Here is a 14,959-nt window from a genome sequence, read left to right on the forward strand (position 1 = left end):
CGCAGTCAGCCACATGAGACACCTGCAGAAGTCACCTCAAAAGGTCAAGCAGTTCTTTCAAAAGGACAGCGTCAAATATGCGGCTTGAAGGATTTATTTGTTCAAGTTGTTTGATTTCTGCTCAATAGCGATTGTTTTTGAAGCAAACAATGTCACTGGAACGCCTGACCGATGCCTTGTTGCCGCGCCTGCATGATGCGGGCGCGCAGCTGGCGCTTGCTGCCGTGCGCACCGTGGGCGCTGTAAGCGGAGCGGCCAACGGCGCAGGGCAAGCGGTGTTCAAGCGGGCCATGGCCGCACTCATGGCGCTGGGCGCGCTGCTGGCCGTGGCCGGGTGTGAATGGCCCGGCCCGTCATCGGGCAGCTTTGGCGCCGGCACGCCGCCGTCCACGCGCGATCGGGGTGAGCTGCTGCGCACGGTGCAGCACGGCCCCTTCAGCGTTGAGATCCGCCGCTACATCGCTGGCCGCGCAGGCCAGGCGACGGCGTTCTGCGACTACTGGATCAGCCACCGGGGCCAGCCCGTGCAGCTGGACACCCTGTTCGAGCGCCAAAACAGCTACAACAACTGCCAGGCGCTGCAACTGCTGCCCGGGCCGGGGCTGCTCATCATGGGGGCGGAAAGGCCAGGGGAGAAAATCCCTTATGTGGTCACCGAAACCGCCCAGGGCGCCGTGCAGGTGCAGGCCCGCGACCAGCCCTGGGCAGACTGCGCACTCAGCGTGACGGAGCAATTGCAGGGCTGGCAGGTGCAAAACGGCCAGGTCAAAGTGTGCGGCCAGTTCATGGCCGTGCTTCCCATGCCAGCGTCCTGACCGCGCCAGCCCAGGCCCTGCTTTCATCCATCCGCCGCAAACCGCTACCGGGAATGTAGAACCTCATGCAAGACCAGAGCTTGATCGACGCCATCGTGCAGTGGCTGCACGGCATCGGCATCCACATCGGGCCCGACACGGCGCGCGCCGTGGGCGATGCCGTGGATCAGGGCGCACAGGCCGTGGGCCAGGCCGCCAGCGGCGCCGTGGCCCAGCTGGACATGGCGGGCCTCATGGCCCTGGCCGCCGCGCTGGGCTGGGCCAGCGGCTTTCGGCTCTATGCCGTCACCTTCCTGGTCGGGGCCATGGGCGCGGCGGGCTGGCTGGCGCTGCCCAGCGGCCTTTCCGTGCTGGAGCATCCGCTGGTGCTGGCCGTGAGCGGCTTCATGCTGCTGGTGGAGTTTTTTGCCGACAAGGTGCCCTGGCTGGACAGCGCGTGGGACGGCATCAACGCCTTCATCCGCGTGCCCGCTGGCGCGCTGCTGGCCGCCGGCGTGTTCGGCGCCGACAGCGCCGCCATGGGCGTGGCCGCCGGGCTGCTGGGCGGCTCGCTCGCGGCCACCTCGTTCGCCGCCAAGGCCACCGCGCGCGCGGCCATCAACACCAGCCCGGAGCCGTTTTCCAACTGGCTGGCCTCGCTGTTCGAGGACGGCCTGGTCATCGCCGTGGTCTGGCTGGCCACGCAATACCCCGTGGCCTTTGGCATCGCGCTGGCGGTGATGGTGCTGCTGGCCATTGCCCTGATCGCGCTGCTCTACAAATTCTTCAAGCTGGTGCTGCACAAGCTGCGCCGCCAGCCGGCGCCCGCCACACCTTGAGCCTTCATTTTCCGAATCCAGACATTTGAGGAGACAAACCATGTTCACCAAGATCCTGATTGCCAACCGTGGCGAAAGCCAGCCCCTGGGGCAGGCATCGACAAAATGCCTGGCACGCGCAGCGTGCGCAGGCGACTTCGCCCAACGCGCCGTTTGAACAACGAGGAGAGCCCACCATGTTCAGCAAAATCCTGATTGCCAACCGTGGCGAAATCGCCTGCCGCGTCGCCGCCACTGCCCACCGCCTGGGCGTGCAAACCGTGGCCGTGTATTCCGATGCCGATGCCAAGGCCAAGCACGTGCAAGTCTGCGACGAGGCCGTGCATCTGGGCGGCAACACGCCCAAGGAGAGCTACCTGCAATGGCAGCGCATCATCGATGCCGCCAAGGCCACGGGCGCGCAGGCCATCCACCCCGGCTATGGCTTTTTGAGCGAGAACGAGGACTTCGCCCAGGCCTGCGCCGCGAGCGGCCTGGTCTTCATCGGCCCGCCGGCCAGCGCCATCAAGGCCATGGGGCTGAAGGCCGAATCCAAGCGCCTGATGGAGCAGGCCGGCGTGCCGCTGGTGCCCGGCTACCACGGCACGGACCAGGACGAAACCCTGCTGCAGCACGAGGCCGATCGCATCGGCTACCCCGTGCTCATCAAGGCCAGCGCCGGCGGCGGCGGCAAGGGTATGCGCATCGTGGAAAAAGCCGAGGACTTCGCCGCCGCGCTGCAATCGTGCAAGCGCGAGGCCATCAATAGCTTTGGCGATGACAACGTGCTGGTCGAAAAATACGTGCAGCGCCCGCGCCACATCGAAATCCAGGTCTTTGCCGACACGCAAGGCAACGTGGTGTACCTGTTCGAGCGCGACTGCTCCGTGCAGCGCCGCCACCAGAAGGTGCTGGAAGAAGCGCCCGCCCCCGGCATGACCGACACCCTGCGCCAGCAAATGGGGCTGGCCGCCGTCAACGCCGCGCGCGCCGTGGGCTACGTGGGCGCGGGCACGGTGGAATTCATCGTCGAGCAGCCCGGCGGCTACGACAAGCCCGAGGACATGAAGTTCTACTTCATGGAGATGAACACCCGCCTGCAAGTCGAGCACCCCGTCACCGAGGCCATCACCGGCCTGGATCTGGTCGAATGGCAACTGCGCGTGGCCGCAGGCGAAGCGCTGCCGAAAAAGCAGCAGGAGCTGCACCTCAACGGCCACGCCATTGAGGCGCGCATCAACGCCGAAAACCCCGACAACGACTTCCTGCCCGCCACCGGCACGCTGCACTTCTACCGCAAGCCCGCCTCCAGCAGCTTTGCCGTCAGCGAAGTGCGCGTGGACGACGGCGTGCGCGAGGGCGACGCCATCAGCCCGTTCTACGACTCCATGATCGCCAAGCTCATCGTGCACGGCGAAACGCGCGAGCAAGCCCTGGCGCGGCTCGATGAAGCCCTCTCGCAGCTGCACATCGTCGGCTTGCCCAACAACGTGCAATTCCTGCGCCGCGCCATCAAGACCGAATCCTTCGCCCAGGCCAAGCTCGACACCGCCCTGATCCAGCGCGAGGCCGCCCAACTCTTTGGCCAAAGCGCCTGGCCCGTGGAATACACCGTGGCCGCCGCCGTGGCCGACATGCTGCACAAAGAAGAAGCCAGCCCCGAGCGCGACCCCTTCGCCCAGCGCGACGGCTGGCGCGGCTGGGGCGTGGCCAAGCGCTTCTTCCTCTTTGCCAAGGGCGAAGCCAAGCTGGACGCCACCATCAGCTACCTCAACGACGGCAGCCTGCACCTGAGCATCCGCCCGCACGGCGACTACAAAGCCGCGCCGCTGCGCGAAGGCATCGTGCAGTTCGCCCCCGTACCCGGCAGCGATGCGCTGGAAGTGCAATTCGCCGAGCGCAGCGCGCGCCTGTCCATCTACCGCAACGGCAGCGCCGTCGAAGTCTTTGCCGCGCGCGGCCACGACAGCATCACCTGGATCGACCCGCTGAGCCAGAGCGAAGGCGAAGGCGAAGGCGGCGGCCTGGCAGCGCCCATGCCCGGCAAAGTCGTCTCCTTCGCCGTGCAACCCGGCGACAAGGTCAAGAAAGGCCAGCCGCTGGCCGTGATGGAGGCCATGAAGATGGAGCACACCATCGTCGCCCCGCGCGACGGCGTGGTGGCCGAGCTGCTGTTCGCCCCCGGCGACCAAGTCATGGACGGCGCCGAACTGCTGACCCTGGGCAGCGCCAGCTGAGCGCGCCCGCCAAAGCCCCGGCACCATGACCCCGAAACGCCGCCGCTGGTTGATCGCCCTGCTCCTGCTGGGCATGTGCGCTGCCGCCGCGCTCTGGTGGTGGGCGCGCGTGCCCGTGTTCGATGCCGTGCAAGTGCGCCAAGGGCCGCTGCAGCAGACTGTGGTCGCCACTGGCCGCGTGGACAGCGCCGCGCGCCTGACTCTCGGCAGTGAAACCATTGGCACCGTTGCGCAGGTGCTGGTGCGCGAAGGTCAGCAGGTGGCAGCTGGCGAGCTGCTGCTGCGATTGCGCGCGCACGAAGCCGAGGCCCAGGTTCACAAGGCCCAGGCCGAGCTGGCCCAGGCCCAGCTGCAACTGCGCAATCTGCAGGTGGTCGATGCCCCTGTCAGCGCCCAGGCGCTGCAGCAGGCGCAGGCTGCACTGCAACTGGCGCGGCGCGAGCATGAGCGCACCCAGGCGCTGGTGGCGCAGGGCTTTCTGGCCCAGGCCCACCTCGATGCGGCCGGCAACGCACTGGCGGCCGCGCAGGCACAGCTGCGCAGCGCCCAGGCCCAGCACGCGGCGCGGCAGGCTGGGGGCACGCAACAGGCGTTGGCCCAGGCACGGCTGCAGCAGGCCCAGGCCCAGCTGCAACAGGCGCAGGCACAGCGCCAGTCGCTGGACATCCGCGCGCCTGCAGATGCGCTGGTGCTGGCACGCCAGGTTGAGCCCGGTGACGTGGTACAGGCCGGCCGCACGCTGCTGGAGCTGGCGCAGACAGGCCAGACCCGCATCGAAGCCAGCGTCGATGAGAAAAACCTTGCCCTGCTGCAGCTGGGCATGGCCGCGCAGGCCGTGGCCGACGCCTATCCGGGCCAGGGCTTTGCCGCCGAGCTGGAGCACATTGCACCGGGCATCGATGCGCTGCGCGGCACAGTTGGCTTGCGGCTGCATGTGCCACAGCCACCGCCCTTTCTGCGCCCGGACATGAGCGTTTCGGTCGAGCTGCTGGCCAGGCAGCGGCCCAACGCCTTGATCCTGCCAGCCGATGCCGTGCAACACAGCGACCAGGCGCACTGGGTCTGGCGTCTGCAGCAAGGCCGCGCCCAGCGCACGCCGGTGACGCTGGGCATCCAGGGCATCGGACAGGTCGAGGTCAGCGCCGGCCTGCAGGCGGGCGATTGGGTTCTCTACCCCAACGCGGCGCTGCGCGAGGGCCAGCGCGCCGCCGTGCGCGGCCCATCCGGCGAGCGCGTCGCACCATGAGCAGCGCCCTCGCCACACCGCCGCAGCGGCCCCATCGCCAGCGCCTGCCCTTCGTCTGGATGGTGGCGCTGCGCTTTCTGCGCGAGGGGCGCGTGCAAACCGCGCTGGTGCTGGCGGGCATCACCATCGGCGTGGCGGTGGTCGTGTTCCTTGCCGAGCTGATTGGCGAACTGCAGCGCAGCACCATTGCGCGCGTGCTGGGCAACCAGGCGCACATCGTCATGCGCCCGCTGGAGGAGCGCAACGTGCGCGCCAGCACGGGCGACGCCGCCGCCATCATCGAGCCACGCCCGCAACGCCTGCGCGCCATCGACCAGTGGCAGTCCATGCTGGCGCTGGCCGAGCAGATGGATGGCGTGCGCGCAGTCTCGGCGCTGGTCAGCGGCCCGGCCTTTGCCGTGCGCGGCCGCGCCAGCAAATCGGTGGCCGTGCTGGGCATGCAGCCCCTGCGCTATCTGAACATCGTCAAGATGCACGAATACATGGTGCAGGGCCAATTCGCACTCAGCGGCAACCAGGCCATCATCGGCATCGACTTGGCTGAGGATCTGGGCGCCAGCGTGGGCGACAAAATTTTTCTGCGCACGGCCGAAGGCCGCAGCGAAACCCTGCAAATCGCCGGCCTGTTCGACATTGGCACGCGCGACCTGAACCGCCGTTGGGTGTTCACCACCATGACGCTGGCGCAGAACCTGCTGGATCTGGCCGGCGGCGCCTCCACCATCGAGATTGCCGTGCACGAGCTGTTTGCCGCCAAGCACATCGCCCAGCGGCTGGCCGCGCGCAGCGGCCTGCAGGCCGAGAGCTGGATGGACACCAACGCCCAGCTGCTCAAGGCGTTGCGCAGCCAGGCGGCCTCCAACCGCGTCATCAGCAGCTTCACCGTGCTGGTCGTGGCGCTGGGCATTGCCAGCGTGCTGGTGGTCTCGGCCGTGCAAAAGCAAAAGGAGATCGGCATCCTGCGCGCCATGGGTGCGGCGCAGCGGCAAATCCAGGCCATTTTTTTGCTGCAGGGCGGCCTGCTGGGGCTGGCCGGCTCGGCCCTGGGCCTGCTGCTGGCGCTGGCGCTGCTGACGGGCCTGGGGCGCATGGCGCCCGGGAGCATTTTTGCCGACGTGCGCCTGGGCCTGCCCACCATGGCCGCCACCATGGCCGGGGCCGTGCTGATCGGCCTGGCCGGCGCCTGGTGGCCAGCGCGGCGCGCCAGCCGGCTGGAGCCGGTGCAGGCCATCAAAACCTGATGCCGCCAACGCGCTGCACCGACTTGCCAACTTACCGTCCGCCAACTGCTATGCCCGATGCCGCCGCACTGCCTCCACCATCTGCCGCCCCCGCACCGGCCCCCACGCCCGTGCTGGAGCTGCGCGGCGTGCGCAAATCACACAACGTTGGCACGCCGGTGGAAATTGAAATCCTGCACGGCATCGACCTGCGCATTGCCGCCGGTGAGTTCTGCGCCTTGGCCGGGGCCTCAGGCTCGGGCAAGAGCACCTTGCTGAACGTGATCGGCCTGCTTGAGCCGGCCACCAGCGGCGACATTCTCATCGACGGCCGCAGCACCAGCGGCCTGAGCGAGCGCCAGCGCACTGCCCTGCGCGGCCGCAGCATCGGCTTTGTGTTTCAGTTCCACCATCTGCTGCCGGCCTTCAGCGCGCTGGAGAATGTGCTCATGCCCGCCAGCATCGCCCACAACAGGGCGCGCGAGCAGGACGTCGAGCGCGCGCTGCAATTGCTCGACCGCGTAGGGCTGCGCGCGCACGCGCACAAAAGGCCACACGCCCTCTCGGGCGGGCAGCAGCAGCGCGTGGCCATTGCCCGAGCGCTGCTGCCCGCGCCGCGCCTGTTGCTGGCCGACGAGCCCACCGGCAACCTCGACAGCCAAACCGCGCGCGAAATTTTTGCGCTGCTGCGCGAGTTCAGCGCCGAGCAATCGGCCCAGCAGCGCAGCGCCTGCCTGATCGTCACGCACGACCCACAGCTGGCGGGCAGCTGCGACCGTCAGCTGCTGATGCAAGATGGCCGTCTGGCCCAGTCATAGCCAGGGGCAGGGCAAAATCCACGCGAAACGCACATACAAGCACGCACACACGCCAACTGTGCGCGTGTGTGCACCCCACACCCAGCACCCCTTCCGCCGCAGGGTATCTTTGACGCCTTTGAAAACAACGGAAATCAAACCATGGACTTTCATCTCTGGCTGGCCTACTTTGCCGCTACCTGGCTGATCGCGCTGTCGCCCGGCTCTGGCGCGGTGCTGTCCATGAGCCACGGGCTGGCCTATGGCGTGCGCCAGGCCTCGGCCACCATCTGGGGTTTGCAGATTGGGCTGGCCTTCATCTTGCTGGTGGCCGGGGTGGGCGTGGGCGCGGTGCTGCTGGCCTCTGGCACGGCGTTCTGGGTAGTGAAGGTGGCCGGTGCGCTCTACCTATGCTGGCTGGGCCTCAAGCAATGGCGTGCGCCAGCGCACGTGGGCAGCCCATTGGACGCCGCAGACACGGCAGGCGCCGCACATGCGCCACACCTGCCCGCGCATCCGTCCGTACGCCAGCGCCTGCTGACCGGCGCGCTGACCAACGCCACCAACCCCAAAGGCATCGTCTTCATGGTGGCCGTGCTGCCGCAGTTCATCGACCCCCAGCGCTCGCTGGTGCTGCAGCTGCTGATCCTGCTGATCACCACGCTGGCGGTGGACGTGGTGGTGATGCACGGCTATGCGTTCCTGGCCTCGCGCCTGCGCGCGCTGCTGCGCACGCCACGCGCGCGGCGCGTGCAAAACCGCGTCTTCGGCGGCGTGCTCATGGCCATGGGCGCCAGCCTGCTGGCCGTGGGGCGCACGGCCCAGGCGGCCTGAGCCAAGCAAAGCGCCGCCAGCGCCATGGGAATGCCCGGGCACTGGCGCGCTGGCCGGTCTGGGCAGGCCCGTTCACTCGAAGCGCACGCGCACCGGCTGGGCGCCGGCCAAGCCCTCGTAGCGCAGCTCGGCGCTCTGCCCGGCCGCAGGCGGCAGCAGCGGCGAGAACGAGCCGACGCTGAGCACATCGCCCTGCTGGAGTTCGATGCCCTCAGCGCCCAGGGCCTGCACCAGCCAGAGCACGGCATTGAGCGGATGCTCCAGCACATCGCTGCCCTTGCCGCGCCCGAGCTCTTTGCCCTGCGCATCGCTGAGCGTGACCTCCATGGCCTTGAGCTGTTGCAGCAGCGCGGCCCGGCCAGCCTCGTCCTGGGGCACGGCCAGCGGCTCGCCAGCCACGCCCAGACGGGCGCCGACGTTGATGGCGCTCACGCCCGCGCCGTTGAGCTTGGGCGGGGCCTGCACCAGCAGGTCTGGCAGCTCCATGAAGGGGATGACCTGGTCCATGGCAGCCAGCGCCTGCGCGGGCGTGCGCGCCTGCTTGAGCGCCGCCGGATCAGCCACGCGCAGCAACAGGTCGGCCTCGAACAGCGGCCGGGCGCCAAAGCGGGCCGGCACCGTCGCGCCATTGGGCAGCAGCATGCCTTCGTAGAGCTTGCCCCACACGGGCTGGTCGGTGTTGAAGCGCTTTTGCACCGCCGGGTTGGTCAGCCCGGCCTTGTAGCCCACGACCTTGCCCAGGCGCTGCGCCAATGCGGCATTGAACTTGGCGCGCGTGCAAGCGCCATCGGCAGCGCTCAGATCGCCCGGCGGGTTGTCCACCGGGGTTTTCTCCAGATAGCCCGTCACCCAGGCCTGGATCTGCGCGTCGTCCAGGCACTGCGCCTGCGCGCTGCCCACGGCCCCCAGCGCTGCAGCGGCCAGCCAGGCAGCGGCTGCGCGCCGCATCGTCGTCGTGTGCTTCATGGTGTCTCCTGATCGTTCAGAACTTGTTCAAAGCGGCAGATTCTGCCGCCCGCAGCCAGCGGCCTGCAAGCCGGTCAAACCCCGAAGCCATCGTCGGCGGCAATGACAGCGCCGTTGACGAAATGGCTGGCGCCGCTGGCCAGCAGCACGATCAGCCCGTCCAGATCCTCGGGCTGGCCGACTTTTTTGCGCGGCAGCATCTGGATGAGTTTCTTGCCCGCCTCGGTCTGGAAGTGCGCGCGGTTGATCTCGGTCTCGATGTAGCCTGGGCACAGCGCGTTGACGTTGATGCCAAAGCGGCCCCACTCCAACGCCATGGCCCGGGTCATCTGCACCACGCCGGCCTTGCTGACGGCGTAGATGCCGATCATGGGCAGCACGCGCAGGCCCGCCATCGAGGCCACGTTGATGATGCGCGCGCCCTGCAGCGCGCCGCCGGCGGCCTGGGCGCGCGCGATCATTTGCCGCGCCACGCCCTGGGCGACGAAGAAAGCGCCCTTGAGGTTGGTGTCCAGCACGAAATCCCAGTCCTGCGGCGTGACGTCCTGCAGCTTTTGCGTGGTGCTCACGCCCGAGTTGTTGACCAGGATGTCGATCGGCCCGGCCTGGGCCTGGGCATCGGCCAGCGCCGCCTCGATGCTGGCCGGGTCGGTCACGTCCATGGCCGTGATGAAGGCGCGCCCGCCGGCCTGCGCGATGCGCTCTTGCACCGCCTGCAGCGCATCGCGGCGGCGGCTGGCCAGCACGACGGTGGCGCCGGCCGCGGCCAGCGTCTGCGCAAAACGGCTGCCCAGCCCGCTGGATGCGCCCGTCACCAAGGCCACGCGGCCCGCCAAATCGATGGTGTATGCCATGTCGTTCTCCATGTACAGCGGGCAGGGCCTGTACGCCCTGGCAGCGCTGAGGTTGCTTGTATCATTGGCACCCGAACCGTGCCGCCCGCCGCGCTGGCCTGCGCCCTAGGGTTGTTGAGATTGGATTTGCCAAGCGGTTTTTCGAGGCAAAAGTCGCAGCTGCTGCGCAGTTTTGACCGAAAACACCGCTGCAACACTCAATCTCAATATCAATCGCCCCTAGCGCAGCCACCTGCGGCGGTTGCGCATTGTCGGCGTCAGCCTGCCCCGATGTGCGTCACCAGCCGGACATGGTTTCTCAGAGCCCGTGCGCGATCTGGGTGCGAGTGGGCAAGAGGCGGTCTAGGATGGGATGCGGGGATTGACAACGCCGCAAACCGCCCGATGCCGCGCCTCTTGCCGCCCCGAGTCGAGTTCGTGCGCAGGCTCTCAAATAAGCCTCCCACAAGTCCGGCGCAGCCGGCCCGCCCCCACAGGAATCGAGCATGACCAACGAAGAAATCCTTGCCCAGTACGGCCCGCGAGAATCGATGGAATACGACGTGGTGATCGTCGGCGGCGGGCCCGCCGGCCTGGCCACTGCGATCCGCCTCAAGCAGCTGGCGGCAGCCAAGGAGCAGGAGCTCAACGTCGTGGTGCTGGAGAAAGGCTCCGAGCCCGGCGCCCACATTCTCTCCGGCGCCGTGATGGACCCGATTGCGCTGAGCGAGCTGATCCCCGACTGGAAAGAAAAAGGCGCGCCGCTGAACCAGCCCGTCAGCGCCGACGAGGTGCTGCTGCTGAGCGAGACTGGCGCTACCAAGACCCCGGCCGCGCTGGTGCCGAACAATTTCCACAACGAAGGCAACTACGTCATCAGCCTGGGCAATGTGGTGCGCTGGCTGGCCCAGCAGGCCGAGGCCCTGGGCGTGGAGATCTTCCCCGGCTTTGCCGCCACCGAGGTGCTCTACGACGAAAATGGCGCCGTCAAGGGCATTGCCACGGGCAACATGGGCATCGGCAAGGATGGCCAGCCCACCGGCGAATTCCAGCTGGGCATGGAGCTGCACGCCAAGTACACCGTGTTTGCCGAAGGCGCGCGCGGCCAGCTCGGTCGCCAGCTGCTGGCGCGCTTTAACCTGCAGGAGGGCAAGGCCCCGCAGAGCTTTGGCATCGGCATCAAGGAGCTGTGGGAAATCCCCGCTGAGAAAGCCCAGCCCGGCCTGGTGGTGCACACCGCCGGCTGGCCGATGGACAAGGACACCTTCGGCGGCGGCTTCCTCTACCACATGGAGGGCAACAAGGTCACGCTGGGCTTTGTCGTCGGGCTGGACTACAAGAACCCCTGGCTGAGCCCGTTCGAGGAAATGCAGCGCTGGAAAAAGCACCCGGCCATCCTCAAGCACATCGAGGGCGGCAAGCGCCTGGGCTATGGCGCGCGCGCCATCAACAATGGCGGCATCCCCAGCCTGCCCAAGACCATCTTCCCCGGCGGCGCTTTGGTGGGCTGCAACGCCGGCTACCTCAACGCCAGCCGCATCAAGGGCAGCCACGCGGCCATCAAGAGCGGGATGCTGGTGGCCGATGCGCTGTTCGACGCCATTGCCGCCGGCCGCCAGCGCGATGAGCTCACTGCCTACCCTGAGGCCTTCGAGAAAAGCTGGCTGTACCAAGAACTCAAGGCGGCCAGCAACTTCAAGCCTTGGTTCAAGAAGGGCCGCACCATCGGCATGTTGATGGCCGGGGTGGAGCACTGGCTGCTGCCCAAGCTGGGCGTGAAGGTGCCGCCCTGGACGCTGAAGAACCCCGCGCCCGACCACAGCTTCCTCAAGCCAGCGGCTGAGTGCGCCAAGATCGACTACCCCAAGCCCGATGGCACGATCACCTTTGATCGTCTCTCCAGCGTGTTCATCAGCAACACCAACCACGGCGAGGACCAGCCCGCGCACTTGACGCTCAAGGACCCGAGCGTGCCCATCGAGATCAACCTGCGCAAGTTCGGTGGCCCCGAGTCGCGCTACTGCCCGGCAGGCGTGTACGAGTTCGTGGACGACGCTGGCAGCGAGGACGGCAAGCGCCTGCAGATCAACGCGCAGAATTGCGTGCACTGCAAAACCTGCGACATCAAGGATCCGACGCAAAACATCGTCTGGGTGGCCCCAGAAGGCGGTGGCGGGCCCAACTACTCGGACATGTGATCGCCGCCCGCACCGCCCGTCACATGCAGCCCGGCATATGCCGGGCTTTTTGCTGGCTGCTGCGCTACTATGCGGGATCAAACGCCTTGCCCGCGCCAGAGCAGCCCGCAGGCCTGGCGCGCTGCCATGCAGGGCGACATTCACATCACACACACGTAGGGAGTCCAACCGCCATGTTCGTCACACGCCGACCCACACGCCTTCTCTCTGCCGGCCTGCTCGCCAGCGCTGCGGCCCTGGCCGCGCTGGCCACTCTGGCGGCCCCCGGCAGCGCCTCAGCGCAGCAGACCTACAAATGCAAGGGGCCGGGCGGCAAAACCATCTACCAGCAAACCCCTTGCGCCGGGGCTACCTCCGGCGGGCGCCTGGTTGACGACGTCACGCGCCAGCGCCAGATCAACCGCCAGCAACGCAAGGACGATATCGCGCAGGAGCGCGTCGACCGGCTGCAACTGCAGCGCGCAGAGCTCGACAAGCTGCGCCCGCCAGCGGCGAGTGCCGCTGCAGACAACAGCAGTGCCGCTGCAGCAACGAGCGCCAATGCCACCGGCAGCGCCACAGCCGCCAACGGCACGACAGCCACCGCCAGCGGTAGTGCCCCAGCCACTGTAAACAGCGGCAGCGGCCCGACACCCTCGGTCGCGCCGCAGGTCGCGCCCACTGCCCAGCAATGATGGCTGGCCGCGCCAGGGCGGCTTTTGGCCTGCACGCGCCCTGACAGTCAGCGCCTGTTCAAAGGCTTTTTTGATCTCTTGAATGCAAATCAGCGGCCCGCGCTGTAGCGGGCCAGCAATTGTTCGGCGTTGCGCTTGCGCTGGGCATTGAGCGCCTGCACGTGGGGGCGCTGCGCCATGCGCGCCAGATAATCCTGCGCCTGCAGCTCGGCCAGCGCATCCTGGCCGTAGAGGGCACGCGTGGCGCTGCTGATGAGCGGCAAGTGCACGATAGCAGCGCAATCGGCCCAGCTCAGTGCATCGCCGATCAGGAACGGGCGGGAGAAGTCGGCCAGCCGGGCAAAGGCCGGCACGTTCTTCTTCAGCAACCGCGCCGCCGTCTGCTGCACTTCGTCGCTGACGCGACCGCCAAACAAGGCTTGCGGGTACAGGGTGCGCGCCACCAGCTCCAAATGCAGCTCCATGTGGCGCACCAGCTCCCGCACCTTGGCCGCCTCGTATGCATCGGCCGGCAACAACGCTGGTTGCGGATGGATGGCCTCAATGTATTCGAGCATGGGCACGGATTCGCTCACCGTCCCCTGGGGCGTGAGCAGGTACGGCACCTTGCCCAAAGGGCTGGCGCTGCGGTCCACGTCCTCCAGCCAGACCAGCCGCTCCTCGAAAGGCACAGCCTTCTCCAGCAGGGCCAGCTTGACCAGGTTGTAGTAATTGCTGGCTGCAAAGCCACAAAGGGTGAGCATGTCGTTCTCCTGTCGGTGAGTGGGGTGTTGGCAGGTATAGGCCATCCAATACCGGCGCGCTACATGCGCCAGGCGCGCCACAACAACAGTGGCGCGTCGCCTCGGCCGATGCTGGGGCGATGGTAGTAATTGGCATAGCCGCTGGCTTCGATCTTTTCCAGAATGCGCAAACCGCCTTGCGCCATGACGCGCAATTCCCAACCCGCGCGCCCGCTCAGGCGCTGCACCAGCGGCAAGCCTTCCTGCATGCACTCGCGCGCCCATTGCACCAGCGAGGCCATCAAATCGGCCAGGGGCTGTGGCGGCCTTGGCTGCTGGCAGGCTTGCTTTTGCATGGGGCGCGATACCCCGTAGGCGCTGGCATCGCGCTCGGGCACATACCAGCGCCCGCGCTCGATGTCGCGGCCCAGGTCCTGCCAGAAGTTGATCAGTTGCAAAGCCGTGCAAATGGCATCGCTTTGCTGCTGGGCCGTGGCGCTGTCCACCCCGTACAGGCGCAGCAGCAGGCGGCCAATGGGATTGGCCGAGCGCGCGCAGTAGTCCAGCAGCTCGGCACGGTCGGCGTAGCCCTGGCCCGTGGCGGTCTTTTTCACATCCTGTTCAAAGGCGTCGAGCAGGGCATCGAAAGGCTCCAGGGGCAGATCGAACTCCGTGCGGGCATGTTGCACGGCGGCAAAGATGGGTTGCCAATGCTGCGGCGGCACGATCTCGCCATGCAGGCACAGCCGGTATTCGCGCAGCAGCTGCAGGCGCTCGGCCATGGGCAGCTGCCCCTCATCGGCCAAGTCATCGGCCGTGCGCGCGTAGTGGTAGATGGCCGCCACCGGCGCACGCAAGCGGGCCGGGCACAGCCAACTGGCCACCGGGAAGTTCTCATAGTGCCCCACGGGCTGAAAGGCAAAGGGTTGTCGCTGCATAGCGCCGTATTATTTGCCAACCCGGCTACGGCCTAGGGTTGTTGAGATTGGATTTGCGAAGCAGTTTTGCGAGGCAACTGCCGCAGATGCAAGGCCAACGCGCGCGCAAGGCCTGAACAGCTTGCAAGCGCTGTCAACGCAGCAGCTGCGCAGTTTTGACCGAAAACACCGCCGAAACACTTCACCCCGAGCGTGGCTGCCCTCAAAGTCCTCCACTGCGTGCAAACCCCTTGTGCTTCAACGCGCCTTGCCTTTCGGCGCGAAAGGCGATCATGGCGTCGATGGAAGCGCTCTGCGCCCATCATGCGGATGTGCATCCAGCTGATGGGCAGTACGCTGGCGTCGCCATAGGGGGCGGCGCTGACGGTGCCGATGGCGCACTCATCGCCCGCCATGCTGGTGCACCAGCGCGCACAGGTCTTTGACCTGTTCTTCAAAAACGCCGTGGGTAGCTGGGGTCGGTGATCATGATGCAGGCCCGTTGCTGGCTGTATTGCGCGCACTTGGCTTGCAGGTCGGCCATATCCACGTTGCCTTACGCGTCGGTGGCGGTGACGGACGACTTTGAGACCCGCCATTTGGGCGCTGGCGGGGATGAGGCACACGTCGCGCTGGCCCTGACCGCGCGCTTGTTGCCCTGTCGCTCGGGCCTGCAATCCTCGTGGTTGGCGGGCTGGTATGC

The 14,959-nt window shown here is 67.2% G+C and carries 13 protein-coding genes and 1 pseudogene; 9 read left to right on the top strand and 5 right to left on the bottom strand.

Going from position 1 to position 14,959, the window contains the following annotated elements:
* Window positions 1-149 precede the first annotated feature (149 nt).
* From CLI93_RS12065 to CLI93_RS12095, 7 genes are all read left to right on the top strand, one after another.
* Window positions 150-815, top strand: coding sequence for a hypothetical protein (locus CLI93_RS12065; RefSeq protein ID WP_095541734.1), 666 nt, complete (start codon window positions 150-152; stop codon window positions 813-815).
* A gap of 65 nt (window positions 816-880) precedes the next feature.
* Window positions 881-1,633, top strand: coding sequence for a DUF4126 domain-containing protein (locus tag CLI93_RS12070; RefSeq protein ID WP_095541733.1), 753 nt, complete (start codon window positions 881-883; stop codon window positions 1,631-1,633).
* Window positions 1,634-1,809: 176 nt separating this feature from the next.
* Window positions 1,810-3,849 (top strand): acetyl/propionyl/methylcrotonyl-CoA carboxylase subunit alpha, encoded by a 2,040-nt coding sequence (locus CLI93_RS12075; RefSeq protein WP_095541732.1) that lies wholly within the window; start codon window positions 1,810-1,812, stop codon window positions 3,847-3,849.
* Between the two features lie 25 nt (window positions 3,850-3,874).
* Window positions 3,875-5,095, top strand: coding sequence for an efflux RND transporter periplasmic adaptor subunit (locus CLI93_RS12080; protein WP_095541731.1), 1,221 nt, complete (start codon window positions 3,875-3,877; stop codon window positions 5,093-5,095).
* Window positions 5,092-6,336, top strand: coding sequence for an ABC transporter permease (locus tag CLI93_RS12085; RefSeq protein ID WP_095541730.1), 1,245 nt, complete (start codon window positions 5,092-5,094; stop codon window positions 6,334-6,336). The genes CLI93_RS12080 and CLI93_RS12085 overlap by 4 nt, the downstream gene beginning before the upstream one ends.
* Before the next feature lie 50 nt (window positions 6,337-6,386).
* A complete protein-coding gene (locus CLI93_RS12090) occupies window positions 6,387-7,133 on the top strand; it encodes an ABC transporter ATP-binding protein (RefSeq protein WP_095541729.1) in 747 nt (248 codons plus the stop codon).
* A 141-nt stretch (window positions 7,134-7,274) separates the two neighbouring features.
* Entirely contained in the window at window positions 7,275-7,946 is a 672-nt protein-coding gene (locus CLI93_RS12095; RefSeq protein ID WP_095541728.1) for a LysE family transporter, read from the top strand.
* Window positions 7,947-8,018: 72 nt separating this feature from the next.
* On the opposite strand, the gene CLI93_RS12100 is transcribed toward CLI93_RS12095, so the two are convergent.
* Together CLI93_RS12100 and CLI93_RS12105 are read right to left on the bottom strand one after the other, a co-directional pair.
* Window positions 8,019-8,912: a 2-keto-4-pentenoate hydratase gene (locus CLI93_RS12100; protein WP_420823125.1), complete on the bottom strand. Its 894-nt coding sequence runs from the start codon at window positions 8,910-8,912 to the stop codon at window positions 8,019-8,021.
* Window positions 8,913-8,986: 74 nt separating this feature from the next.
* On the bottom strand, window positions 8,987-9,766 hold the full coding sequence (locus tag CLI93_RS12105) for an SDR family oxidoreductase (protein ID WP_095541860.1): 780 nt from the start codon (window positions 9,764-9,766) through the stop codon (window positions 8,987-8,989).
* A 485-nt stretch (window positions 9,767-10,251) separates the two neighbouring features.
* Here CLI93_RS12105 and CLI93_RS12110 point away from each other — a divergent pair, with 485 nt between their 5' ends.
* Together CLI93_RS12110 and CLI93_RS12115 are read left to right on the top strand one after the other, a co-directional pair.
* Window positions 10,252-11,943: an electron transfer flavoprotein-ubiquinone oxidoreductase gene (locus CLI93_RS12110; RefSeq protein ID WP_095541727.1), complete on the top strand. Its 1,692-nt coding sequence runs from the start codon at window positions 10,252-10,254 to the stop codon at window positions 11,941-11,943.
* Window positions 11,944-12,116: 173 nt separating this feature from the next.
* On the top strand, window positions 12,117-12,617 hold the full coding sequence (locus tag CLI93_RS12115; protein ID WP_095541726.1) for a hypothetical protein: 501 nt from the start codon (window positions 12,117-12,119) through the stop codon (window positions 12,615-12,617).
* A gap of 89 nt (window positions 12,618-12,706) precedes the next feature.
* Here CLI93_RS12115 and CLI93_RS12120 read toward each other — a convergent pair whose 3' ends face one another.
* The 3 genes and pseudogenes from CLI93_RS12120 to CLI93_RS12130 form a co-directional block, all read right to left on the bottom strand.
* Entirely contained in the window at window positions 12,707-13,360 is a 654-nt protein-coding gene (locus CLI93_RS12120) for a glutathione S-transferase (RefSeq protein WP_095541725.1), read from the bottom strand.
* A gap of 59 nt (window positions 13,361-13,419) precedes the next feature.
* On the bottom strand, window positions 13,420-14,277 hold the full coding sequence (gene hpnC / locus CLI93_RS12125; protein WP_095541724.1) for a squalene synthase HpnC: 858 nt from the start codon (window positions 14,275-14,277) through the stop codon (window positions 13,420-13,422).
* Window positions 14,278-14,567: 290 nt separating this feature from the next.
* Window positions 14,568-14,909 (bottom strand): annotated as a pseudogene (locus CLI93_RS12130) (hypothetical protein); the annotation flags it as partial.
* Between the last annotated feature and the right edge of the window lie 50 nt (window positions 14,910-14,959).

It is taken from the genome of Vandammella animalimorsus (genome assembly GCF_002288875.1).
Lineage (GTDB): Bacteria > Pseudomonadota > Gammaproteobacteria > Burkholderiales > Burkholderiaceae_C > Lampropedia > Lampropedia animalimorsus.